Origin of the sequence: Rahnella rivi, assembly GCF_019049655.1 — a bacterium.
Lineage (GTDB): Bacteria > Pseudomonadota > Gammaproteobacteria > Enterobacterales > Enterobacteriaceae > Rahnella > Rahnella rivi.
The window spans coordinates 57,543-81,756 of the sequence record NZ_JAFMOX010000064.1; the positions used below are offsets into that span (position 1 = coordinate 57,543).

17 protein-coding genes are annotated in these 24,214 nt (G+C 42.5%); 11 read left to right on the forward strand and 6 right to left on the reverse strand.

Annotated features, from left to right (window positions below; all coding sequences use genetic code 11):
* Window positions 1–4: 4 nt before the first annotated feature.
* Window positions 5–1,705, reverse strand: coding sequence for a ShlB/FhaC/HecB family hemolysin secretion/activation protein (locus J1779_RS18050; protein ID WP_217204445.1), 1,701 nt, complete (start codon window positions 1,703–1,705; stop codon window positions 5–7).
* A gap of 1,074 nt (window positions 1,706–2,779) precedes the next feature.
* On the opposite strand from J1779_RS18050, the gene J1779_RS18055 reads away from it, so the two are divergent.
* Window positions 2,780–3,739 (forward strand): glycosyltransferase, encoded by a 960-nt coding sequence (locus J1779_RS18055; protein ID WP_217204446.1) that lies wholly within the window; start codon window positions 2,780–2,782, stop codon window positions 3,737–3,739.
* Between the two features lie 82 nt (window positions 3,740–3,821).
* Here the strand turns inward: J1779_RS18055 and gadC are convergent, their stop codons facing one another.
* The 3 genes from gadC to J1779_RS25800 form a co-directional block, all read right to left on the reverse strand.
* Window positions 3,822–5,360 carry a glutamate/gamma-aminobutyrate antiporter gene (gene gadC, locus J1779_RS18060; protein ID WP_217204447.1) on the reverse strand — a complete coding sequence of 513 codons (1,539 nt, stop codon included), beginning with the start codon at window positions 5,358–5,360 and terminating at the stop codon, window positions 3,822–3,824.
* Between the two features lie 102 nt (window positions 5,361–5,462).
* Window positions 5,463–6,848: a glutamate decarboxylase gene (gene gad, locus J1779_RS18065; protein WP_217204448.1), complete on the reverse strand. Its 1,386-nt coding sequence runs from the start codon at window positions 6,846–6,848 to the stop codon at window positions 5,463–5,465.
* Window positions 6,849–7,411: 563 nt separating this feature from the next.
* The gene (locus tag J1779_RS25800) at window positions 7,412–7,702 is read right to left on the reverse strand and encodes a DUF2913 family protein (protein ID WP_157960996.1); all 291 of its coding nucleotides are present in this window, start codon (window positions 7,700–7,702) and stop codon (window positions 7,412–7,414) included.
* Between the two features lie 273 nt (window positions 7,703–7,975).
* Between J1779_RS25800 and J1779_RS18075 the strand changes: the two genes are divergently transcribed.
* Window positions 7,976–8,611, forward strand: a complete 636-nt coding sequence (locus J1779_RS18075) for a YfdX family protein (protein ID WP_217204449.1) — start codon at window positions 7,976–7,978, stop codon at window positions 8,609–8,611.
* An 18-nt stretch (window positions 8,612–8,629) separates the two neighbouring features.
* Here J1779_RS18075 and J1779_RS18080 read toward each other — a convergent pair whose 3' ends face one another.
* Together J1779_RS18080 and evgA are read right to left on the reverse strand one after the other, a co-directional pair.
* On the reverse strand, window positions 8,630–11,896 hold the full coding sequence (locus tag J1779_RS18080) for a response regulator (RefSeq protein WP_217204450.1): 3,267 nt from the start codon (window positions 11,894–11,896) through the stop codon (window positions 8,630–8,632).
* Window positions 11,889–12,503, reverse strand: coding sequence for an acid-sensing system DNA-binding response regulator EvgA (gene evgA, locus J1779_RS18085; protein ID WP_112289462.1), 615 nt, complete (start codon window positions 12,501–12,503; stop codon window positions 11,889–11,891). Before evgA ends, J1779_RS18080 begins: the two co-directional genes overlap by 8 nt.
* Before the next feature lie 484 nt (window positions 12,504–12,987).
* On the opposite strand from evgA, the gene J1779_RS18090 reads away from it, so the two are divergent.
* The 9 genes from J1779_RS18090 to J1779_RS18130 all read left to right on the forward strand — a co-directional run bounded on the left by J1779_RS18090 (window position 12,988) and on the right by J1779_RS18130 (window position 23,365).
* Window positions 12,988–14,136: an HlyD family efflux transporter periplasmic adaptor subunit gene (locus J1779_RS18090; protein ID WP_338019869.1), complete on the forward strand. Its 1,149-nt coding sequence runs from the start codon at window positions 12,988–12,990 to the stop codon at window positions 14,134–14,136.
* Window positions 14,136–15,659 (forward strand): DHA2 family efflux MFS transporter permease subunit, encoded by a 1,524-nt coding sequence (locus J1779_RS18095; protein ID WP_217204452.1) that lies wholly within the window; start codon window positions 14,136–14,138, stop codon window positions 15,657–15,659. Before J1779_RS18090 ends, J1779_RS18095 begins: the two co-directional genes overlap by 1 nt.
* A 1,042-nt stretch (window positions 15,660–16,701) precedes the next feature.
* Window positions 16,702–17,265, forward strand: coding sequence for a fimbrial protein (locus tag J1779_RS18100; RefSeq protein ID WP_113876269.1), 564 nt, complete (start codon window positions 16,702–16,704; stop codon window positions 17,263–17,265).
* Between the two features lie 60 nt (window positions 17,266–17,325).
* Window positions 17,326–18,009, forward strand: a complete 684-nt coding sequence (locus J1779_RS18105; protein ID WP_238485216.1) for a fimbrial biogenesis chaperone — start codon at window positions 17,326–17,328, stop codon at window positions 18,007–18,009.
* Between the two features lie 35 nt (window positions 18,010–18,044).
* Complete coding sequence (locus J1779_RS18110; RefSeq protein ID WP_159281387.1) at window positions 18,045–20,549, forward strand: fimbria/pilus outer membrane usher protein; 2,505 nt, start codon at window positions 18,045–18,047, stop codon at window positions 20,547–20,549.
* Between the two features lie 12 nt (window positions 20,550–20,561).
* Window positions 20,562–21,098, forward strand: a complete 537-nt coding sequence (locus J1779_RS18115) for a fimbrial protein (protein WP_113876266.1) — start codon at window positions 20,562–20,564, stop codon at window positions 21,096–21,098.
* A complete protein-coding gene (locus J1779_RS18120) occupies window positions 21,091–21,609 on the forward strand; it encodes a fimbrial protein (RefSeq protein ID WP_217204453.1) in 519 nt (172 codons plus the stop codon). Before J1779_RS18115 ends, J1779_RS18120 begins: the two co-directional genes overlap by 8 nt.
* Window positions 21,602–22,267, forward strand: coding sequence for a fimbrial biogenesis chaperone (locus J1779_RS18125; RefSeq protein WP_159281388.1), 666 nt, complete (start codon window positions 21,602–21,604; stop codon window positions 22,265–22,267). The genes J1779_RS18120 and J1779_RS18125 overlap by 8 nt, the downstream gene beginning before the upstream one ends.
* A 15-nt stretch (window positions 22,268–22,282) precedes the next feature.
* Window positions 22,283–23,365 (forward strand): fimbrial protein, encoded by a 1,083-nt coding sequence (locus J1779_RS18130; RefSeq protein WP_147243259.1) that lies wholly within the window; start codon window positions 22,283–22,285, stop codon window positions 23,363–23,365.
* Window positions 23,366–24,214 lie beyond the last annotated feature (849 nt).

The following is a 24,214-nucleotide window of genomic DNA, read 5'->3' on the forward strand; positions in this document are numbered from 1 at the left end:
AAAGCTAAAGTGCAAAGCCGATACGGTAGTAGACCGTGACGCGATCCGGTGCCAGTGAGTCCGGATAGCTCAGCGGCCAGCCGACGGTAAACTGGCTGGAGAAATGTGCGTTGGTACTGGCAAGCCCGACCGCCGCGCCCCACAGAGTGCCGGAGGCGTTGGTGTCGTGATTGCTGCGTTGCAGATAGCCGCCGTCGAGGGCCGTTACGCTGCTGATTTGTCCGAGCCCCGGCATGGCGAACAGTTGAGTGTCCAGCTCATTACGCCAGTAGCCGCCGTTGTCGCCGGAGAGGTATTGCTCTTTGAACCCCCGCACCGAGCTTTCGCCCCCAACGGTCAGACGTTCGCTGCCGTAAAGACGGTCGTCAGCCCACTGGCCGTAGGCGCTGGTCAGCCAGGTAATACGTTGTGTGACAGGCCGGTAATAGCTGGTGGACATCGTCCATTTAGAGAACTCCGCACGCGGGGCATCCGGTTTTTTATCTTCATCACTTTCGCCGCCAAACCACGGCACGCCACGGCTGAACGCCGGGTTAAGCGTGGCGTATCCGCCCCAGAGTTTCTGGCTGTGATTGAGGCCAGCCGTCCAGCTGGTCAGGCTGCGGGTACTGCTTTCCAGCGGAGCATCGTTGAGATAATTTCGGTTGAGGCGGTGCGTCAGCCCGAGTCTGGCGGCGGTTTTCATGTCGCCGTTGCGAAACAGTACGCGGGAAAGGGTGAAACGGTGCGCCTGGCTGTCGCCGGTGGAGCGCCAGAGATAGCCCTGCGATTCAATGGTGCTCAGGTAATCGCTGTAGCTGTAGTTGTAATCGAACAGCCAGTAGCCATAAGGCAGATTAACGCCCGCCTGCACGCTTTTCGCGTCGTGGTCGCTTGCGCCGTCGCTGCTGCGTGACGCACTGACAAACCAATGATCCGCCAGCCCGAGCAGGTTATTGCCCGTCAGCGAACCGCTGACCTGTCCGGTGCCGGTGCTTTTCTGCCCTGAGTTATCAAAACCGGCGCTGACCTGCAGCGGAAACTCAGGCGTTGAGGTGAGGTTGACGATGGAGTATCCCGGCTGGCTGCCGGGCTGGATTTCAATCTGCACCGGCGTTTTGCGCAACCGGTTAATCTGCTCCATCCCCTGCTCGATATCGCGCAGATTAAGAATTTTGCCCACCCGTCCCGGAAACGCCATCGCCAGCATTGCGCCGCGTTGATTTTCCATTTTGATGGCTTCGAGTTTGCCTTCCATGATTGTCAGGCTGAGGGTGCCGGAAAACAAATCCTGCTCGGTGAGAAACGCGCGGCTGGTGATGTAACCCTGGCCGATATACCAGTCGGAGACCTGTTTCACCAGGGCATTAATCTGGCCAATGCCGAGGCACTGTTGCAGATAGGGTTCGGTAAGTTTTTGCTGTATTCGCGCGGGCATATGGTCTGCGCCGCTGAGGGTAATGTCGTGAATATCAAAGCACGGGCCGCCGGGTTGAGCTGGCGTTTGCGGCGCGGGTGTTATCGGTGTGCTGCGCTCCAGTTCCTGACGCTGCTGCTGGTTCTGCTGCAGAAGTTGCCGCTGCTGCTGTTCGATACTGTCGCGGTCGGCGGGGCTAAGCGGCGCGGCCTGCGTCGCAAAAGCAAACAGTAAGTATAACGACGCTAAAAGTTTAACTTTCCGGCGTTTGAAATGTCGAAAACTAGTAACAAGGCTTATGATTTCCATATCCGGGCGTTTTCTCTCGCCGACTTGCTGCCCTTTCCGCTCTCAATCTTGCGCGTCAGGTGCCGCTACAGCGTTGAAGGATTGTTTAATATTCAACACATATCGGCTGAGGAATGATCCACCTTTAGCAATTAACGGGCTAATGACATTGCAAAATATGTAAAAAGAAAGTCACGAAAAATATTAATAAATATGCCAATCCACGGTTTTTTTAGGGAATTACACCATGTGACTCCCTGCCACATTACCTAAATAAGACGAATACTGCTGAATAGCAGTTCTGCTGAAAAATTATTCTAGAAATATTTAGAAATAAACCGGCTTAGTGAACACATACCTCTTTTTTGTATTTCCTTTATCTGTACCGGCTCCGCATTCGGCTAACAGCCCTACTCGTCCGTTAATGAGCTGATGGTGCAATAACGTTGATGTAGCACGTCATATTCCTTCAAACAGTGCTGAACTGAGTTATGCACCAATGGATGCGTTGCGTGTCAGTTGAACCTCGCATTCTGAACACATTGGTCACAAATCGAAAATACAGGCTTTCATGCTCATGATTTTAAAAATCTTTTTCTCGAGCAGGTATTTCTTACCAGACTTATTTGGGCCATTCCACAACGCAGGGCAAGGAATACCTATCCATTATCGATATCCTGTCCACATCGATCGGCGATAAAGATCGGAATCCAATTATCGATCTATCAAAACGATGATCTTTCCAACAACCTCTCTGGTTATCCTGACTTTCATTGATGACGATAAATTGCTTTGTATCACGGCGTATTACCGCTGTGGGGCTTGCTACGTCATCACTGCAGGGATGCCAGAAACTAATCGTCCCTCAGGTAACCATTTTTGCATCAGATGAGTACGCCAACACCAGGCCACCATGCTAGAACGATGCAGCCGCGAAGAGATGAACATGAAAAGATGTACCCGCTGTAATAAAAAAGAAACTTCATCGAACGGTTATTCGCGCTGGATAAAGAGCTCTGCGAGGAATGCTTATATGACATTCAATTGGAAATTCGAGAAAGAAGAGAAATCCCAGTCCAAAGGCACAAAGATTAAATGGCGCTCATTCAGCAAGACCGGCAGGCCGTAATCGAGGTCAGCGTCATCATTCCAGTCTATAACGCGGCAGAGACCATCAGTCACCTCATCAGCAAGATCCTCAGCGAAACCCGTGTCGCTATTGAACTCATTATCGTTAACGACGGTTCCAATGATGGTACCGGCAGACTTATCCGGGATATCTGCGACGACCGGGTTATCCTCATTGAGCAGGGAAATCAGGGCGTTTACGCGGCACGCAATGCCGCACTGGATATTCACCATGGTGAGTGGGTAATATTTCTTGATGCAGACGACGACGTTAAAGACGGATTCATTTATGAACGCTGGCAGGACGCGATAAACACTCAGGCCGATGTGATGATCTTCAATGCCTGGCGCACGGGGTCCTCTTCATCCAACACGGCTGTGCATGTCAAACAGCCCTACGGAAAAAACCTATCCGGGCATGACTGGATACGCCACTGCGTGACGCATCGCGAATGGCCACACTATCTGTGGCTGCAGATCATCAGGTCATCTTATATCCGCCAGCATTCCCTCTCCTTTCAGTCCGGCAAAAGCCACAAAGATATTCTCTGGACCATTCACCTTGCAGCGGCCAATGGTCGATTCTGTTTATCCGACAGCAAAGATTACACTTATAAGGTAAATGCCGATTCCATCACGCATCGCAGCGATTATTTTGACGTCAGGGCACAAAGCTATATAGAGGTGATTGCGGAAATCATCCGGCTGGCCAGGCTGGAGCAGAACATAAGAATCAGGGTGTTTTTGTACCGGCATGCGCTGGTGGAGGCGCGGCATTTTTTGGGGTTGTTTAGAAATAATGTGGGGGACAAGATCGGGGTGAAGTCATGCTTCAGAGAAAGCATTTCAGCCGGTGATTTATTTAAAGGTATTAACAGCCTGAGTGATGTATTTTTCTTTATTAAGCTGTCAGGCAAACTTTTATAAATGAGATCCTGAAAGAAGCGATAAAGTAGGTCAGACACGAAACAAGTAAACAGACCAGTCATACTGGTCTGTTTGTTTCCAATCAATGCATTTTTTTATCACCTACAAAGATATGATGTTTCGAACGCGCGCGCGGATGAATGAAGAAATGTCCTTCAGGCGCTGAATCTGTAGTGATAGGTTCAAGTGTTAAATTACATGCCTTACCACGCTTATCATGCAATGCATAGATAATGAACGGAATCGATACCACTACCAGGAAGCTGACGATCAGCAGACCCGCGTACAGGTGGTTCGCCTCCCCGCCCGGCAGACCAGAAGGCGGACAGAACGAGACCACAAAGGCAATCATTGAAATCAGTAAACCGACCATCGCAACGCTAAGTTTTACCGTTTTTCCACCGGGAATATTAAAGGTTCGCTTGTTTTTCGACTGCTTGCGCACCAGATTGATATATCCGAGGAAGAGCAGGAAATAGCTACACAGATAAATAACAACGGTTAATGCCAGCGCAATCAGGAATGACATATTATTGCCGCCGCCTGTATTGGTAAGAACAATCAGAGCCACAGAAGTGATGATTAACTGGGAAATCACCAGAACGACGGGTACACCGTTCTTATTAATTTTGGCGAAACTCGCGGGCAATATGCCTTTTTGCGCCGTCACCAGCATTCCACGAGATGGCCCGACAATCCAGGCAGCAATTTCAGCCAATACTCCCAACATCAACAACGCGGCAATAACACGGATAGCCCACTCAAAACCGCTGCCAAAGTGATTAATTAGCACGGTGAAAGTCTGCATTACACCTGCCGATAGATTAATATCACTGTGAGGGATCACTGCAGCGATAGACAACCCGCCAATAGAACTCAGGAAGATGGCCGCAACCATTAACAACAGCATCGCGAGCGGATAGTCCCGACCCGGATTCTTCATTTCGTTGACATGGGTTGCAGAAGCCTCAACACCCATGTAACTCAGGATAAACGCCACGAATACCACTAAGGTACCCATCTGGGTAAAGTCCGGGAAGAAAGTCGACATACTCATTTTGATAGCCACCGGCGCACCGGAATGCAAATAGCTAAGCGCCAAAACAACCAGAATTAATGCAGGCAGCAGGATACCTGCGAAAAAACCGATTTTTGCAATACGTGCCGTATTCCTGGTGCCGCCGAACTGCGTTAAAGCCAGACCCCAGAGGATCACCAGCGCCGCTACCGTTTTTACTATCGGATCGTTGTTTAGCTCCGGCCATTTGAGGATGTAAGAGAGCGCACCCAGCACAAAATAGAGCATGGGGATAAACCCTATCGCGATTTGCAAATAGCCGAACGAAATAGCCGCAAACCCCCATTTTTCACCCAGCGTTTTAGAAACCCAGGTGAAAACGCCCCCCTCCTGCCACCCTTCTACCGTCGCCATTTCCGCCGCACAAAGACCGACGGGAATAAACCACAGCAGACCGCCCAACAGCAGAAAGAAAATAAGGGAAAAACCCGAGGTAGCAAACGTGGGATATTCATAAACGGCCATCACCATCGACGCCGTGATAGCAAAAAAGCCCAACAACGATAATTGTTTAGGTGCGGCGCTTTTTACTGTGCTCGCCATAACTGATCTCCTGAAGGAAGCGCAGAGTCTTCTCAGTAAGTTTTAATCTGAAATTTAGGGGGGTGACTTTCGGGTCACCCCGGAACAAGAGAGGTCACGCGTTTATGCGTGATTAAAGCCGCCCGTGCGTGATGCGCTGGAAGGCTGGCTGAGCGGGTGACTCATGAAATCATTCAGCGCACGTTTCATATCTTCAATGAGCAGGCAGCCGAGGTCGTAGCTCACACCGTGACGGACCAGAATGCGCTGAATCACCAAATCTTCACGGTGGGACGGCATGGAGTAAGCCGGCACCTGCCAGCCACGCACGCGGAGTTTCTCAGCCAGATCGTAGAGCGTGTAACCGCCAAGGTAAGCGCCCTCTTTCAGCGTCCAGGCCAGTGCAGGGATACCTTTTTGGCTGTCGCCATCGAAAATGATCTCAAACGGCCCGAGCTTGCCGATTTCCGCTGCCAGATGCTGAGCCGTGGCGTAGCAGGCATTATGGATTTTGGCGTAACCCTCACGCCCCAGGCGCAGGAAGTTGTAGTACTGGGCAACGATCTGCCCGCCCGGTCGTGAAAAGTTAAGCGCAAAGGTCGGCATGTTGCCGCCCAGATAGTTAACATTGAAAATCAGCTCTTCAGGCAAGTCTGCCACCTCACGCCACACGACCCAGCCTGCGCCAAGCGGGGCCAGACCGAATTTATGGCCTGATGCATTGATGGATTTAACCCGCGGCAGCCGGAAATCCCACTCCAGTTCCGGCGCACAAAATGGCGCCAGAAAACCGCCGCTGGCACCGTCGATATGCATGGGAATATCCTGCCCGGTCTGCAGCTGCAGCTGATCAAGCGCATCGCTCACCGCTTTTACCGGCTCGTACTGGCAGGTAAATGTCACGCCAAGCGTAGGGATCACCCCGATGGTGTTTTCATCCACACGCTTTAACACCTCTTCCGGACACATGATCAGACGATCGCCTTCCAGAGGAATTTCACGCAATTCGACGTCAAAATAGCGGGCAAATTTGTGCCAGCAAATTTGTACCGGGCCGCAAATCAGGTTGGGTTTATCCACTGACAAACCTTGTGCTGCGCGTTTCTTACGCCACTGCCACTTCAGCGCTAACCCGCCCAGCATCGCCGCTTCTGAAGAGCCAATCGTCGAGCAGCCCAGCGTGGTGTCCGGCGTTGGCGAATTCCACAGGTCGGCCAGCATTCGCACGCAGCGCGCTTCTATTTCCGCCGTCTGCGGATATTCATCTTTATCGATCATATTTTTGTCGATGGACAAATCCATCAGCTCACGGATTTCATCATCCACCCAGGTCTGACAAAAAGTCGCAAGGTTCTGACGTGAATTACCATCCAGGAGTAATTCATCACGGATCGCATTAAATATATTGCGAGGCTCACACTCTGCTATTGGAAAAACTGAAGTGGGTAATGATGATGCTAACTCTGCTGACGCATAAACGTCATCTTTATTCGATTGTGTAACTTTCATATGCTCGCTCACTTTATAAACCATTAAAAGTTTTTTATTTAAAAATATAAGCAACGCCAATAAATGACCAAATCAAAGATTGAACGGTGCCGGGGGAATTCGATAGCGTTTATGTCATGGAGACTATGACCTGACAGACGATAACCTGACAGACGATAAATAAAACCGCGCCACAGTCAGTGACTTCTGTTACCTGTTTACAATTCAAATTCTGCAATAAATAAATTATAATCAATACGTTATTTTCCCGATAATAGACGCAATAAAAAACGCCTTACTTTATGGGAACTAATTAATTTATAACTTTGGACAACCTTGTCATTTGCAGTCTCCAAAGTTGTCATTGGAAACACATCATCTGACTCCAGGAAAATAAACTCTTCATATGTAACCATCTTTGGCGGAACCGTATTTCCCGTAGCTATAGTTGAGCCCAGGGACTGCGGCAACATGAAAGAAGTGAGAGTTAAAAGTAAAATTTTTCCAACACGCATGATGCCTCTTGTCGGGTGGATACCGTAAAATAATATATTGATGCTGAGGGCAGCTTCATAACGACAGTTTCATAACGACAGCGGGTCCTCTTCTGACCTTGAATAACTGTTCCATATATCCAGCAAATATTCTTTTATTCTCACCTTCCGACTTAACTGCCTGCTATAGCAGATAATGTCATTGAGTGATCCCGCCACTTCTTTGGGAAACCTTTTTTGGTGTTGAGCATTTATTAGCCAGCGACGTAAAAAAAGGTCTTCTTGTGCGGCATCCTGTGATGGATGTCTGTGATTGTTGATGTAAAGAGCTATCAGCGCGCACCAGGAAAGATGAGCTATTTTTTCATTGGTATTATTCAATTTTCTCTGCCTGATAAAGATAAAGATAAAGATATAATAATTTTTTCAATAACGAATTTGTTGTGACAATCTATTCTTTGTTTTCATCAAAATACATAGGATAAACATCCCGTCATTATCATCTCAATCTCACATCTGTAATCCATACTAAACAGGGATGACAAGTGTAAGTCATATCTCTCACAATAAAGGTGGCGGTCCTATTACCATCATGCAATGTAAACCCTATTCTATAAATGTTTTCCAGAAACAACTTATTGAAAGGATATTATTATGAAAAACTTATTATTAGCCAGCATGATAGCTACCGTGATGACCGCGACTCCAGTTTGGGCGTCAGAAAATACTGCCGATGCTAAAACGGAAACCACTTCAGTTAAAAAGGTTCAACGCGAAGCCGGAGAGGTATTGCACATGGCCGGACAGGGATTTGATGCGATGCGCGATATACAATTGGCCAGAGTCGCCATATTTCAGGGGCATACTGGAACAGCCGAAAACTTTATCGCTAACGCAACGACCTTGCTCTCTGATACCAGCACAGACTGGAGCAAGTTCACCAAGATGGATCATAAAGCGAAGATGATTAACGATCAGTATATTATCATTAATTCTAATTTTTCGATTTCAGAGAACTTCGTTGCCTCACCGGAAAAAGAGGCCGCCATTAAAAAGGCTAACGAGAAAATCTCTGAGGGCGATCCAAAAGGAGCCGTCGACACGCTGCGTTTAGCTGGCATGAGCGTGGTGCAAAATCAGTATCTGATGCCATTACAGCAAACACGCCATGCCGTTGCCGAGACCACCCATCTGCTCAACACTGGCAAATACTACGAAGCCAATCTGATGTTGAAAAGCGCAGAAGATGGAATTGTGGTGGAAAGCCAGCTTTTAGATTTAACCAACTGATTTGAAATATCACTATTATTATCTGTCTGGCAGTTCTTGAATGTCTGCCGGGCAAATAATGGTGATCTCTTCACTGACGTCCTGCAAAATGCTTCTGACTGATTTCAGCACTGACAGACAATATTCATTCGTCAACTCAATCTCATCCATGGCTTCAACAGGGACAAGAATTGTTTTAAGTTCTGCTATTTCGAGAAGCTGAGAAGCACCATGAAGGCGATGCATGGCCTGCCTGAACTTGCTGAAAGAGCCCACTGTGATTGCCTTCTCAGCTTCAGCCAGATCCTTCTTAGCTTCACGATAGAAAACCTGAATCAGCTCATTGAGCAGATCCTTTTGTCCGCCAGTGTTGCGATTAAGTACATCCACATTGAGATGAGAAATCGCAGGTGTAACCGGACGCCCCCGCGCAAGCTTATTGAGTTCATTGGTCAGAGTTCCCAGGGAAACGGGTTTAAAAAGACAGAGATTCATCCCGCTTTGCAAACATTTCTCTCGCATGTGCTCCTGAGCATTTGCCGTCAGTCCCCAAATTTGTAAAGTGGGATGGCTTTTTCGTATGTCTTTAGAAAGTGTAATTCCATCTTTGCCCGGCATATTAATGTCAGTAATCAACAAATCGAAATGCATTCTCCCTAGCATTTTCTCTGCCACATCCCCGTCACTGGCTTCATGCACCTCATAACCGATATTTTGTAATTGCCTCCTGAGCAGCAGGCGGTTAGCTGGATGGTCATCTGCTATCAGAATAGAGAGAGGGGCGAGAGCTAAAGGCTCACTTTGAGGTACTGAGGAAATGTCTGGCTGTGGCGCACATATTTCCACAGGTAAGTTGAGGGTAAGAGTCGTTCCGCTGCCGGGCTGGCTATCCATCGTGAGTGTGCCATGCATCAGCGAAACGAGCTCTTTACATATCGCCAGCCCTAAGCCCGACCCGGTTTGCAAACGTCCGGACCTGGCCTGGGAGTAACGCGTAAAAAGTGTCGCCTGTTCGTCCTGGGAAATACCGCATCCGGTATCACTGACAAGGATCTGAATTCCGGTTTGATAGTCGCTAAACCTATGCTGATGCACACACACCTGAACCCAACCCTTATCAGTAAACTTCAAAGCATTACTGATGAGATTATTCACAATCTGCCTGAGTGCCTGAGGGTCAACGAGTATCTGTATATCATTGGGAAGAGTAATATTAACATTTAATGAAAGATTTTTTTTCTGTGTAATCCCCTCAAAAGAGCGGCATATTTCAAGAATCAGTTTATTAACATCGGTTCTTTGGTAGTGAATCTGATATTTACCTGACGCCACTTTATCAACATCAAGTATTTCGCCGATCAACCCTAACAATGATTGCGCTGTGGAATATACCTGTGAAATAGCTTCCCGATGTTGTTGATCATCGAGTTTATGACCGTCCAGTAATTCTAAGAAACCCACAATGGAGCTGACAGGAGTGCGCAATTCATGTGTCATCGTGGCGAGAAACTGACTTTTTGCTTCCGTTGCAAGAATCGCTTTATTTTTTTCCTCTTCAAGTGCGCTGGAAAGAGATTCTTTCAGCTGAAGCTGAATTTCCAACTGACGCTCGGACTCTTTACGTTTACGTACTTCACTTAACAGATAAATTCCCCAAATCAGGCTACTTATAATCAGTGTTCCGGCTAACGCGATGACGAGATAAAATTGCTTGCTGTATAGGTTCCAGGTTTCAATCTGAACTTTAGGCATCTTTGACCATTTTTCAGTCAACTGAAGTATCTCTCGCGGTGGAATCGACATAAGAGCTTTGTTTAAAATGGATTTCAATTCAGGATCGCTTTTGGATAAGGCAAAACTGATTGGTGCAAGCGGCATATCTGAGAGGCGCATATAATTTAATGCATTAGGATAATAGTGATCGATGATATAGCGTGCTGATAATTGAGTTGTCACTGCTGCATCAACCTCACCTTTATTCACCATATTCATAGCAATGCTGGTGTTTTCTACTAAGATCCATTTTACCTGTGGGTACTTATCCCTGAGTTGACGGTCAATGGTAAAGTGAGAAGGTATTGCGACCTGAGTAATATCTTTGAGCGAAGTATCCACTGCTCGTTTTAGTTTCGTTACCAGGACAAAAGGGACTTTCATAAAAGGATCACTGAATGAAATATGATCTACCCTTTCACTGCTATAAGTGGCGGCGGGGATCAGATCCCACTCCCCTTTAAGCATTATCTTAATCATTTCAGCATTTGAATTAGTAAATACCGGTTCAAATTCCATACCGGTTTGTATCTGGATAAGATTCAAGATATCACCCATAATGCCGCGAATTTCATTCTCGTGATTGGTGATTGTAAAAGGAGGATAGTATGGGTTGACAAGCACACGTATTTTTTTATGTTTTTTAAGCCAACTCTTCTCTCGGCCAGTTAATGAAATTGGCTTATTTAAAAATGAGAGGTTCCCTCTGTCTAGCCAGTTTTGTGTAATCTGAATATTTGTTTCATTTGATATTGCATGAATAAAGTTATTGATAGTTTCACAGAGTATGATTTGTTCAGAATTAAAAATGAAGTGATTATCCAGATCTGACTGAAGAAAGTAACGTATCACTGAGAGTGACTGAGGAAAAAACTTAGAAATATAATTACCAGTGGAGATGTTATCACCAATAAAGTAAGTATTTTCATTATCTGATACTGATGACATGGCGAGATAATCAGTATCATAATATTTAATCACTGCATTAGGGAAGTCAGCTTTGATACTCCCGGCAGGAGGGCATGACTCAGAGCATGCAATAGTGACCGTTTTATCTGTTGATAAAGGCTGCATCGCGTTTTTTAAGGATGTCACGAGCGTCGGATAGGTTCTGACTAAAGCCGAGCTATGCAGTAAATCATCCTCTTCATAGGCTTTACGCGTCAATGGGGTAAGCAGCATATCGACGTGGTTTTTTCTGAGTTCTTCAAGTGCTTCGGCCTCGCTGCTATACAGTGTAATAGTGATCTTAACACCCAGGCTCTTTTGCATTAACGCCAGATAATCAGCATTAATTCCTCTGTAATAATGGTCAACGCTATCGTAAACAACGGGTGAAATCTCAGGCGTCCATGTACCAATAACCAGACTCTGTTTACGGGCAATCAGGCGTATTTCATCCTTACTTAATTTGACCCTCTCAAAATTATTAATAAAACTATTTTTAATTTCAATATTCTTTACCGTGGCCGCATTTACAGGGAATAGCACAATTAAAAGTATAAACGCAAAAATCTTCATGAGTTTATCCAAGCTTATTTCTTTGCGCAAAACTAAAAAGATCCATCAAAGAATTACAGTTAAGCTTTTCTAACAAACGTCTTTTATAGGTACAAACTGTTTTATTGCTAATGTTCATTTTACTGGCGATACTGGTATAATCAGTACCGTTAATCATATATCTGAAAACTTTTACTTCCTGCATGGAAAGTGAATCCAGTTTGCCTTGTTCACTTGTTGTCTCGCCATAAAAACGACTCAGCGTGAAAGGGAAATAACTGTAACCATTATTGGCAGCTTCAATTGCAGACATAATATTATTAAGTCCTTCTTTTTTACTGACAAATCCATTTGCTCCTAATTCTGCACTGCGCTGTCCATAAAAGACTTCATTTTTAGCCGAAATGACGATAATAGCCCCTGAATAACGACGCTTACGTAATTGCTCCAGCACTTCGATACCGCTTAGTACAGGGATGTCGACATCAATGATAAGAAGATCGGGTTTTAGCGTTTCGACTTTATTGACGACGTTTCCCCCTTCATCCAGTTCTGCCAAAATGTCTATTCCATTTGCATTAAGCAAATTTCTTATCGCGATGAGTGCGATAGGGTGGTCGTCTACGATTATTGCCTTCATTATTAAATCATCATCCTTTGATTTAACAAAAATTAAACATCAATTCCTTCAAATTTCCTGTGTCCGAGAAAATATGAGAAATACATATTACGACATTTACAATTGAAATATGCGAGTCGTTAAATATTAATTAGTGAGGTTGCCACATGAAAAACATTCTAACATTTATTATGGGAGTGAATATAAACGCAATATAAATGAGGGCATAGTTAAAGATGAGAGCTATACGCATTCAGCAATATATTGTTTTAATATTGTTAATTTTAGATTAATTATTTCAGCCATCGATTACATACGTAAGAAAAATTCTACAAAGAATACGAATCATTCTTCTATAAATACCATGCCTTTCTATTATCTAATAGTTCCAGAACGTGCAGCTTAAACCCAAGTTATCAGGAAGTTAAACTCTTTACTGAGTTCTGCCTTTTTGTCATTGATGTCTGACAGCGTCGACATCAAGAAATTATTGTGGATATATCCGGTGAAAATAGATTTTAAGAATAAAAAAATAGTCATCACTAGCATTATTATTATGATTATAACAATTTCCCTCGTGACCTTAGCATATAGATATCTCTTTCGGGGAAACGTGCAAACTACGGATGATGCTTATGTAGCAGGAAACATAAATCCGGTATCAGCGCTCATTAATGGAAGTGTCATTACGGTTAATCATACTGACACCGAATTTGTAAAGGAAGGTGATGTGCTGGCGGTTCTTGATGATACCGATGCACAACTCGCTTATAAAAAATCTAAACATAACCTGGCGTATGTTGTCAGGCAAACACAACAACTTGCCTTTCAGAATGACCAGCTTGAAGCAGATGTCAGTCAGGCAAAAATTGCGTACAGCCAGGCGGTAACTGATTACGAGCGTCAAAACGGACTGAGCCATGATGCATTGATTGCCAGAATGGCGCTTGAACATTATCGAAATAAGGTGTCCTCCCAAAAAGCAGCATTAGATGCAGCCATTCAGCAATATAAAGCCAGCAAAGCATTGTTGCTTGATACGCCCATTAATGAACAACCGCAGGTTTTGCAGGCCGCAGATGCCGTTCGAGAGGCGTGGATCACTTTGCAACGTACGGTGATCCGCAGCCCGGTGACAGGGTATATCGCAGAAAGAAATGTGCAGGTTGGTCAGACTGTTTCTGCCGGGCAAACGTTGATGTCAGTCATTCCTGTTGAACAAATGTGGGTTAATGCAAACTTCAAAGAAACCCAGCTTAGCGGCGTTTCTTTAGGCCAGAAAGTGACCATTATCAGTGATATTTACGGAGATGAAGTCCCATATGAAGGACATGTCACCGGGATAAATATGGGAACTGGAGGTAGTTTCTCCCTCCTGCCTGCGCAAAATGCCACAGGTAACTGGATTAAAGTCGTTCAGCGCGTACCAGTGCGGGTCGCACTCAATCCAGCGCAACTGCTTGAACATCCCTTGCGAATTGGTCTCTCCACGACGGCGAAGCTCTATTCCAGCGGTCAAAATGAGGTGGGTGATGAAACACTTTCAAAACATGTTATCTCAACCCCCGCCTTAAGCAGTAAGGCGCTTGTGGTCGAAACACGGGGAATTGAAAGTGTGATCACCGGGATTATTGCGCGAAACGGGGCACAATAATGGCGTGTTCATCATCAGTACTCCCGCCGCTGAAAGGCAGCACCCTAATTTTTGTCACTATTGCGCTGGCAATGGCGACTTTTATGCAAATGCTCGACTCAACAATAACGAATGTGGCGATCCAAACGATTTCCGGGTCATTGGGCGCTTCTTCCGATGAAGGAACCTGGGTTATTACATCTTTTGGTGTGGCGAATGCTATTTCGATTCCTGTCACGGGGCGACTTTCGTTGCGTTTAGGAGAACGACGTCTTTTTTTAATGTCTGTCACACTCTTTTTCATGACATCGTTTTGTTGCGGAGTGGCCTCCAGTCTCGATATGCTGATTTTCTTTCGTATCATTCAGGGATTAGTCGCAGGCCCCCTCATTCCGTTATCTCAAAGCCTGCTCCTGCGCAATTATCCCCCGGAGAAACGCACCTACGCTTTAGCTATCTGGTCTATGACCGTTATCATCGCCCCGATTTTTGGCCCTATTCTCGGGGGCTATATTTGCGATAATTACCATTGGGGATGGATCTTTTTTATTAATGTCCCTATGGGTATCGCGGTAGTTTTAGTTTGTTCTTTCTTACTGAAGGGCCGGGAAACTGCCACTCAGCCAGTGAAACTCAATCTGATCGGACTAAGCCTGCTGGTATTGGGAGTGGGGTCTCTGCAAATAATGCTGGATAAAGGCAAAGACCTTGACTGGTTTAGCTCCTCCACGATTGTGACGCTCACAATAATTTGCGTTGTGACTTTGCCCTTATTCGTGCTGCATGAAATAAAAGATAAAAACCCCTTGGTTGACTTAAGTCTTTTCAAATCCCTGAATTTTAGCATCGCCATTTTGTGTATTGTTTGTGCCTATCTTATCTATTCCGGTGCTATTGTTTTGATGCCTCAACTTTTACAGAGTGTATATGGCTATACTTCAGTTTGGGCTGGTTTAGCTTACGCACCGATAGGCATAATGCCACTGATCATCGCTCCACTCATTGGTCGCTACAATAAGAACATAGACATGAGACTGCTGGTTACATTCAGCTTTACGGTCTATTTCATATGCTATCATTGGCGTTCTGTTACTTTCACTCCGACGATCGATTTTACGTCAATTATTGGGCCGCAGTTGATACAAGGGTTCGCGGTTGCGTGCTTCTTTCTGCCTTTAACAACAATATCTTTAGCAGGACTTTCTTACGATAAATTAGCCAGTGCTACAAGCCTGAGTAATTTCTTGCGCACTCTGTCAGGTTCTGTAGGGATATCTTTGACGATGACGTTATGGAGCCGGAGAGAATCGGTGCATCACACCCAGTTAACAGAAAATATTAATTCTGCCAATCCTGTTTTTGAGCATTATATCAGCAATTTAAAAACGGCAGGATTAAGCACTTCTCAGGCGCTGGAATACATTAATCAGACCATTACTCAGCAATCACTGCTGATTTCTGCGAATGAAATATTCTCTGTTTCATCTTATGTTTTTCTTACACTCACTTTATTGGTTTGGTTTGCTAAACCTTATAAAAAATAAGAGGAAGATACTGATGGGCATGAAACGAGTGTTTAATCTATATTTAGCGTTAAAAATCCAGTCTGATTAATTGTCAACGTCCCCTGCCCGTCTGTACATTTCTATATTTAGATTATTATCTCTATGGTGGTTTACAGCTTCGGGCACTCTAAACCTTGTGATAGCAGAATAGCGATTACATCTGTCTGCCACTTCCCCCCCCTTGGCTTTGTGTAAATACAGATATAACCGCGACTGATTTCTCAGTTAACGTGATAGTTCACAGAAACGTAAATAACATCCCTCTCCCCTGAGTGGGTTATTTTGAAGTTGCGAATGATTTTTTGATGTGAAAAATCGGCAAGTTTCAAATTTTACTATCATTCGGGGATATTACATTTATGTGACAGCAGCCTGAATCCTACCAAAACCTCCGATTATGTGCCTGAACTACCAGTCTTCGCTTTGGGAAAACTGCCTCAGATGACAGTTCTCATCCTCACGGGCTTTAGCATTTATAAAATCAGCGATTTCCATCCTCTGGATACAGTCAATCAGTTGTAAAAGGTGGCTTTAGCAGTTCCATAGATATGATTTCGGTCAGCATGTGGATGATGTCACCCAACTCATAGCTTCATAAAGGTGATAAGGCAGTATTGAGGGGCAAAAAAGATGACAAAAAGTTATTTATAAATGTTTTTGACAATTAATTTCTGACGTTTTATGAGGTGAGACAGGTTGTTATAACTAATTATATAACTTAAGAAACCATGAAAAATGCGATTACTCCTAACCGCTGGATGTTTACTGTACGAAAAATTATTGATCTGAATATATTTTTAAAATCCAAATCGAGGAAAATCTTAATTTGCCAAAGATGATATTTTTAGGATTATACCCACAAATATCATCAGTGAAGGATGACAGGGGAATTAATACCAGCTTGATTCTGGAGAATTGATACCCTTAAACTTGCTCCGCTTCCCGGTATGTCTGAAATACTGTTCTGCCGGGGTTAGCGTTCTCAACACTTAACATTGGTAATTACAGCAAGGAAGATTTTATGAAAATGAAGAATGTGTTACTACCTGCTTTTGCTTTCGGTTTTTTAATTTCAGCATCAGCTGCTTATGCTGAGGGTGAAGTTGATCCGGTTACAACAACTGGCGGCCAGGTAACTTTTAATGGAGAAATTACTAAAGGCGCATGTTCTGTTGCCAGTGACGACACAAATAAAATTGTTAATCTGGATACTGTGAGATCAAGCGTATTTACTGCTAAAGACCAGGTAGCTAATGCACGTAAACCATTCACCATTTCCTTACAGGATTGCGACACGACGACATATAAAAATGTTAGCGTAAGTTTCACAGGACAAGCTGATGCGACTTCACCTAACCTTCTGGCAAATAATGCAGGCGCTGGCGCTGCAACAAATGTCGGGTTGCAGATTTATGGGCCAAATAATGAAGCCTTAGCTCTAGGTACTGGACAAACCGCACCAGTAGCATTGAACGAAGGCGCTACATCGACTATTAATTTTGCAGCGGACTATGTTTCCACTGCAGCCGTAGTCGGTGCTGGCAAAGTTCAGTCCGTAGCAAATTTCATGCTTACCTATAACTAAATAATAATATTAGCTGGTACTCGAGACCAGCTAATAATTGAATAATCCCAGGGGAAAACCTTGAAATTTAATTTATTAATTTTACTCATTTTAACTTTTATTATGCCCCCTGCTTTCGCCGAAGGGGTCTCGTTAGGGGCTACTCGTTTAATATACCCGGCAGATAAAAGTCAAACTGCGATAAAAATATTTAATAACGATAAGAAAAATAATTTCCTCGTCCAATCCTGGGTTACCGATAAGCAGGGAAATAAAGTCGATGACTTTATCGTAACTCCACCACTATTTGTGTTAAATGCAAATACTGACAGCGTATTACGTATTGTTTATGCTGGTGATAAAAATAAAATACCCAATGACAGAGAGGAACTTTTTTATTTCAATGCTAAAGTGATCCCATCTTTAAGTAAAGAGGAACAAGAGCTTAATAACTCGCTATTGGTTTCAATTACAACAAAAATAAAATTATTCATAAGGCCAAATGATTTGAATAGCGAAGCGAGCGATGCTGCAAAAACGCTCGCTTGCCAGCTCAACGGTAAAACATTACAAATTAAAAACACATCACCATACTACGTAAATATGGTCAATGTTAGCATCAATAACAAAGAAGTTTCTAAGGCGGAAACCATTGCCCCATTTGGCAATGTAAGCATTGCTATAAAATCATCAGGATCAGAAATAAAATATAGTTTCATCAACGATTATGGAGTGCAAGTCAATAATAATACTTGCAAGTTATAGTCTTAATTTTAAAAAATAAACGATTGGATCTAGAAATGTATTCCTTAAGATTTATTACATTTGCTTTGCTTTTTGTACGCATAGCTCAGGTACATGCTGAGGATTATTTCAATCCATTGTTCTTAGGTAGTGATGTAGCTTCTCTGCATGATTTATCATTTATATCTAAAAATAATAACGTTACACCTGGCGTTTATTATTTTGATGTTTATGTAGGCGACAAATTCATCAAGAACAGTAAAATTCGTTTTGTCGAAGTGAATTCGAAGGAAAAAAAAGTTGAACCGTGCTTCACATCTGAGTTAGTTGACCTTATGCCATTTAACGATAGTCTAAAAAAGAAATTGCGAGCTATTGGAGATAATAGTAAATGCATAGACTTACAAAAAAATGTTAGTGGCTCATCGTATCAGGTCGAGATGTCGAAGCTGCTTCTGAGAATATCTATACCTCAAATATATCTTGATGCCACACGCTCTAGCCTGGCTGATGTAAGAGACTGGGATGATGGTATTCCCGTATTTATTAGTAATTATGACTTTACCGGGAGTAACTCAAAAAACACAAATAACTCCAATTTTTCATCGTCTTATTTTAGCTTTAATAATAAGCTGAACTACGGAGCATGGCGTTTTAATGGTAATATCTACTGGAATCAGAGTCATTACGGTGTAAGTCATCACAATGAAAAAAAGATAAATAACGTCTTTGCGAGCAGAGCTATTCAGGGGCTTAAAAGCAATCTAATCATAGGTCAAAATTCATTAGGATCTAATTTATTTGATTCACTTACCTATACTGGTGTTACACTGGCTACATCTGAAGAAATGCGTCCGGAAAGTGAAAGAGGGTATTCACCTCCGATTAAAGGTATAGCAGATAGCCGCTCTAAGTTAACAATTAGACAAAATGGTGTAATTGTATACCAAACTTATGTTGATGCAGGCCCCTACGATATTAAGGATTTGAACCCGGTAGGTAGCAGTGGTGATTATCAGGTAGAACTCATTGCTGCAGACGGTACTGTTAAAAATTTTATAATTCCCTACTCTACATTGCCTAATTTGTTAAAAACGGGACTATATAATTATTCTGCTACAGCAGGCGAACTTGATCTCCAGGCTGCCAGGAAAGCATCATTTTTTCAAGGTTCTGCTTCATTTGGCTTGCCGCATGAAACTACAATTTATGGTGGCACTCAGTTATCAGGAAATTATCGATCCTTAGGACTCGGTTTAGCAAAAGATTTAGGTGGGATTGGTGCGCTATCATTTGATGCCATCAATTCGTATTACACTGAGGATGCGCATGACAAAGAAGTTGGACAATCCTATAGAGTGTTGTACTCAAAGTCTTTCCAGGATATTGGAACAAATATACAGATAACCGGCTATAGATATTCAACATCTAATTATTACTCACTTAATGAAGCGGTTCAAAAAGATAACAACCAGTATATTGACCCGCTTACTGGAGAGTCAGTGAACTATAATTATTCCGGTGCAAGGAAAGCTTCATATCAGTGGAATATATCCCAAAATCTAAACAATTTTGGGCAGTTATCTCTATGGGGTAATACTACGGATTATTGGAACGGCGGTACATCGAAAAACATTCAAGCAGGTTGGAATAAAACCTTTAACAAACTCAATAACATGATGCTGTCCTTAAGTTTTAATAAATATGAGTACAATAAAACAAAAAATAATTTGTTTTTTGTATCTTTTACCATACCCCTTTCCGGTCGCGGGCGGAACAACATTGCATATATTTCCAATAGCTATACTTATAACAAACAGGATGGAACATACAATAATAATACAAGCTTGTATGGTACTGCGTTAGACAATAGAATGGATTATAATATAAATCAAAGTATTAACAGAGAACATGATAACAATACAACATATCTTTCCGCTAATTATAGGTCTGATTATGCAAGATTTAAATCAGGTTTAACATTCTCCCCTGTAACAAAACAAGCAGATTACGGAGTTAGCGGTTCTATTTTAGCACATGAAAATGGTATTGTTTTCTCTCAACAAGCGAATGACACTGCGATCCTGGTTGAAGCTGCTGGTGCTAGCGGAGCAAGAATTAACCGGGCAGGAGAAAACATTACTATAGATAAGCATGGGTATGCTCTTATCCCCTATGCATCGCCATATCATTATAATGATGTTGAATTGGATCCTTTAACATTTGGTGATGACTTTGATGTAGAAGGCAGAGTTATCAAAGTGGCGCCAACGCGAGGCGCTGTCTCGAAAGTAGTTTTTGATGTTAAAAGAGGCTATAACTTCTTAGTTTCGGTTAAATATAAAAACAAACCTATACGATTTGGAACAATCGTGAGCGAAGAAGGAAATAACTCATTCGCTATTGCCAATGATGATGGAACAGTATATCTGACTGGAGTCAGTAACAATGCCACCTATAAAGTAAAATGGGATGATGAGGACACTTGTAAATTTGTAATACATTATGACGAGAATTTTAAATCCAGAACAATAAATAGAACTCAGGTCGAATGTCATTGAGGAGAATGTGCATTGAAACTTAAATTTTTCCAGTATATGTTCTTGTTTGTTCTGATCAACGCTATACACCTACGCAGTTACGCTGCTGATGTGATGGTGAGTATCAATGGCGCCTTGAGAGATCAAAATTGTAATGTAAATAGTGAAGACCTCACCAAGAATGTTGTTTTTTCTGACTTGAATACATCTGCCTTCAAAGCGCCAGGGAATGTGAGTAATAAGGAAGAGATAGACATTGGTTTAGACTGCCTGGGTACTTCGAGCAACATTTCTTACCAATTTACAGGTGAGGCCAATGAACTGGATCCGACGTTGCTAAAGATTAAGGGCCAGCCAGATATGTCGGAACCTCTTGCGCAAGGGCTTGCTATTGAAATATTAGATGACAAAGGTAACCGAATTCCTTTGAATACCAAGTTAGCCCTGGGTTCACCTGTAACGACCGAAAAATATAATTTAAAATTCTTCTTGCAATACAGAGCGGTCGCAGTCCCTGTTGCAGCTGGTGACGCGTCATCAGTACTTTTCCTGGATATGTATTATGATTAAACAATTTTTAATTTGTCTGGGTTTTATTTTTACCTGTTTTCCAGGTAGTGCTGAGCAGATAACTATAAATATCAGTGCAAAGTTGAGCTCATCAACTTGCTCTCTTTCTTCCGGGAGCGATAACTCCGTTGTTAACATGACGACTGGACTCTTAAATGGTAAGAATTTAGGAGTCCCTTTTGGTCTCACACCATTTAATATAATAATTGAAAATTGTCCTTTAGAAATTAACACAGCCAACGTGAGATTTACTGGAGCTAGCGATGAGAAAATGCCTAATTTGCTTCAGATTAATTCTGGTGCAGAGGGTGAAGCAAATGGTGTAGCCATTGGATTATATGACATGAATATAACTAACCTGGACATCAGGAATAATTTTAGTAGCTTTAATTTAACTCATTCATCGGATATTAATAAACTAAGTTTCTACGCTGCCTATGTTAAAACATCTGGCGAAATGTCTCCCGGAAAAGTCACGGGCGTCACATCATTTGAAATCTCCTATGACTAGAATAGTTTTTATCTTAATATTGTCTCTGATTATATTGAGTGCGGACTCTCTGGCAGGTGTTTCTGTCGTCGGAACCCGTTTTATAATTACTCAAAATACCAAAAGTTTGCCTATAAAAATCATCAATGACAATGAAAATGATTATTTAGTCAAAACCAATATTTCTGGAAACGATGAAGGTCGCTTTGTCGTAACCCCTCCTTTATTTTTACTTGCTAAGAACACATCTAATATACAGATGCTGATCCCAGATAAAATAGAAAATATTAAAGCCGACCAACTATATTCACTGACTATTGCATTTATACCCAACTCAAAGAAAATGAAGGATTTCAGTACAATATCATTGGCACTGAGGTCACATTTTAATTTGATTTACAGACATGATAATCTCTCAAAATTTGATCCTGCGCTCCTTGCCTTGGTAAAGGAAGGTAATGACATTTTTTGGTTAAGAAATCATTCCAATTTCGTTTTGACTATCAATATAAAATATCCGAGCACTGAGAAATTAGATAGCAGAATAACTTTAATTCCTGAAGGGAAAGTCAATGTAAGTAAATTTTGCAAATTGAAGAAATGTAATTTTTGGGTTTTTGTAGTCGACGATGATGACTCAATACTTAAAAAAATACATATGAATAATTTTAATAGTTGATTATAAGGATGAATCATGAACAAAAGCACTTACTTGTTCCCTTTTTTTATAGTATTAACCTTAATTTGTTTTCCTAAAGAAGGTCTTGCTGTAGTTGAGTCTTATTACTCGAGGAATTATACTTCTGGGGACATTGTTATTAATAATGCTGCGGATAGCATGGCATTTGCTACTGTCTTAGCTGGTTCGGGGATAGGCAGGCAGGTAAAAATATGTTCGAACAATACAATTAATTATAGCCTTAGAAGGGTTGATTACGTTCCAGTTGCAAGCTATTTAGGTCAGACTTATTCAAGTGCAGGTTCTAGTGTTATGTATTTGTTTGATACTGGCGCACCGGGGTTTGCACTAATTCCCTTTTATAATGTGTCATCTAATGCAGCGATGATAACTTACGGACAAACAGTCAGAACTACTGTCTGGAGTGGTAATTATGATAATGGTGCACGCGTTTATAATGGAATACCTACTACTTATGGTTCGTATATTTGGAAAGGTTCAGACCGCCCTAATGATGGCTATACCTTAATTCCGGGGCAAGAAATGTTCCGTTTCGAATGTTACGATGAAACAAATACCCTCCAGGAAATTATTCATATCAGTACAGGTAGCGCAAATGTAAGAGCTTCAATTAGAACTTGTACCCCAAATGTCGTGACAGCTTCTGTTGACATGGGGGCTGTGGCCATGTCTTCTTTACTCAATTCGGCTGCATCACAATTAATAAATACTCAGCAGGTAACATTCTCGCTTGTTTGCGATCCAAGCATCGCACTGTATTACTCAGTTTCAGATTTAAATAATCCTGCTAATCGAAGCACTATCACCTCCTTAACCTCTGATTCAACAGCTTCGGGTATAGGTTTCACATTAACGAATTCTTCCGGAACCCAGCTTTCTTTCGGTCCTGATGGCTCAGCAAAAGATATCCCCGGCCAGACTAAGTATTTTATTGGCAACAGCGGCGGTGTTGTGGGTTCTGACAAAAACCTTCCGATGGCACTTACTTTAGGATTTAGTTACGTCCGTGATACATCCAAAGACTTAAAGAGTGGTACTGCAAAATCATTGATAGGCATTACTTATTCTTATCAATAACCTAGCAACATTATGTATCGATTCTCTGCAAATACGGTAAAAAGAGCCTGAGCGCGTGGTTGTCAGCATCCCAGCCACTTCTGTCCACTGCTGCCCAATGCTGATCCTTTCCCACACATATTCCCAGGCATTCGCGGGTGTAAGGTTTTATAACTGTCAACAGGCGCAGTCGTCGCCTGTCAAACAACGCATAAAAACAAAATCCATGCCCCGGATGGGGTTTGGATATAAACCCTGAGGCTTCGGTGGCCGCAGCCGGGCAGAAAACGCAGTGATGTCTGGTTATTAATACGCTAATTTTATTGAAGCTTGCACAGTGATAACTACTACATCATGGAATATCTCAGCTTGCTCTGACTTCATGAATATAATGTTTCTTTGAGTCTGAATGAATACCAGCCTTTTTCCCGGAGAATATAAAAAACCATGTCCAATTACATCCAACTACTTTAAGTGTACAAAAATTCATTAATTTACATATCTTATTCCTCACATCAAGATACATAACGCCAACATAAACATTAATTTACACGATAATGAAATATTATTACATTGATTTTAAATTTATGACTAACAATGCGTTAATAATATAAATACGTGCGGAGTTCTGTAAGGCAGGCAGGGCTCAGTAATCTTAAAGATTTATAAATCGTTATCAATAGTGGATTAAGTTTTTATCTTTGATGTTGTTAGACTGCTGTTTAGTTAAACAGTGTCATGATAAACATCACTCACTACTATCCTGTCAGGAACAGTAATGTAAAATTCTGAGATAGAAATACTTAGCATTCCCTTTTGGCGTTCATTAATGATATGGGAAATATTCTATATGCATGATGGTTAAAGTGT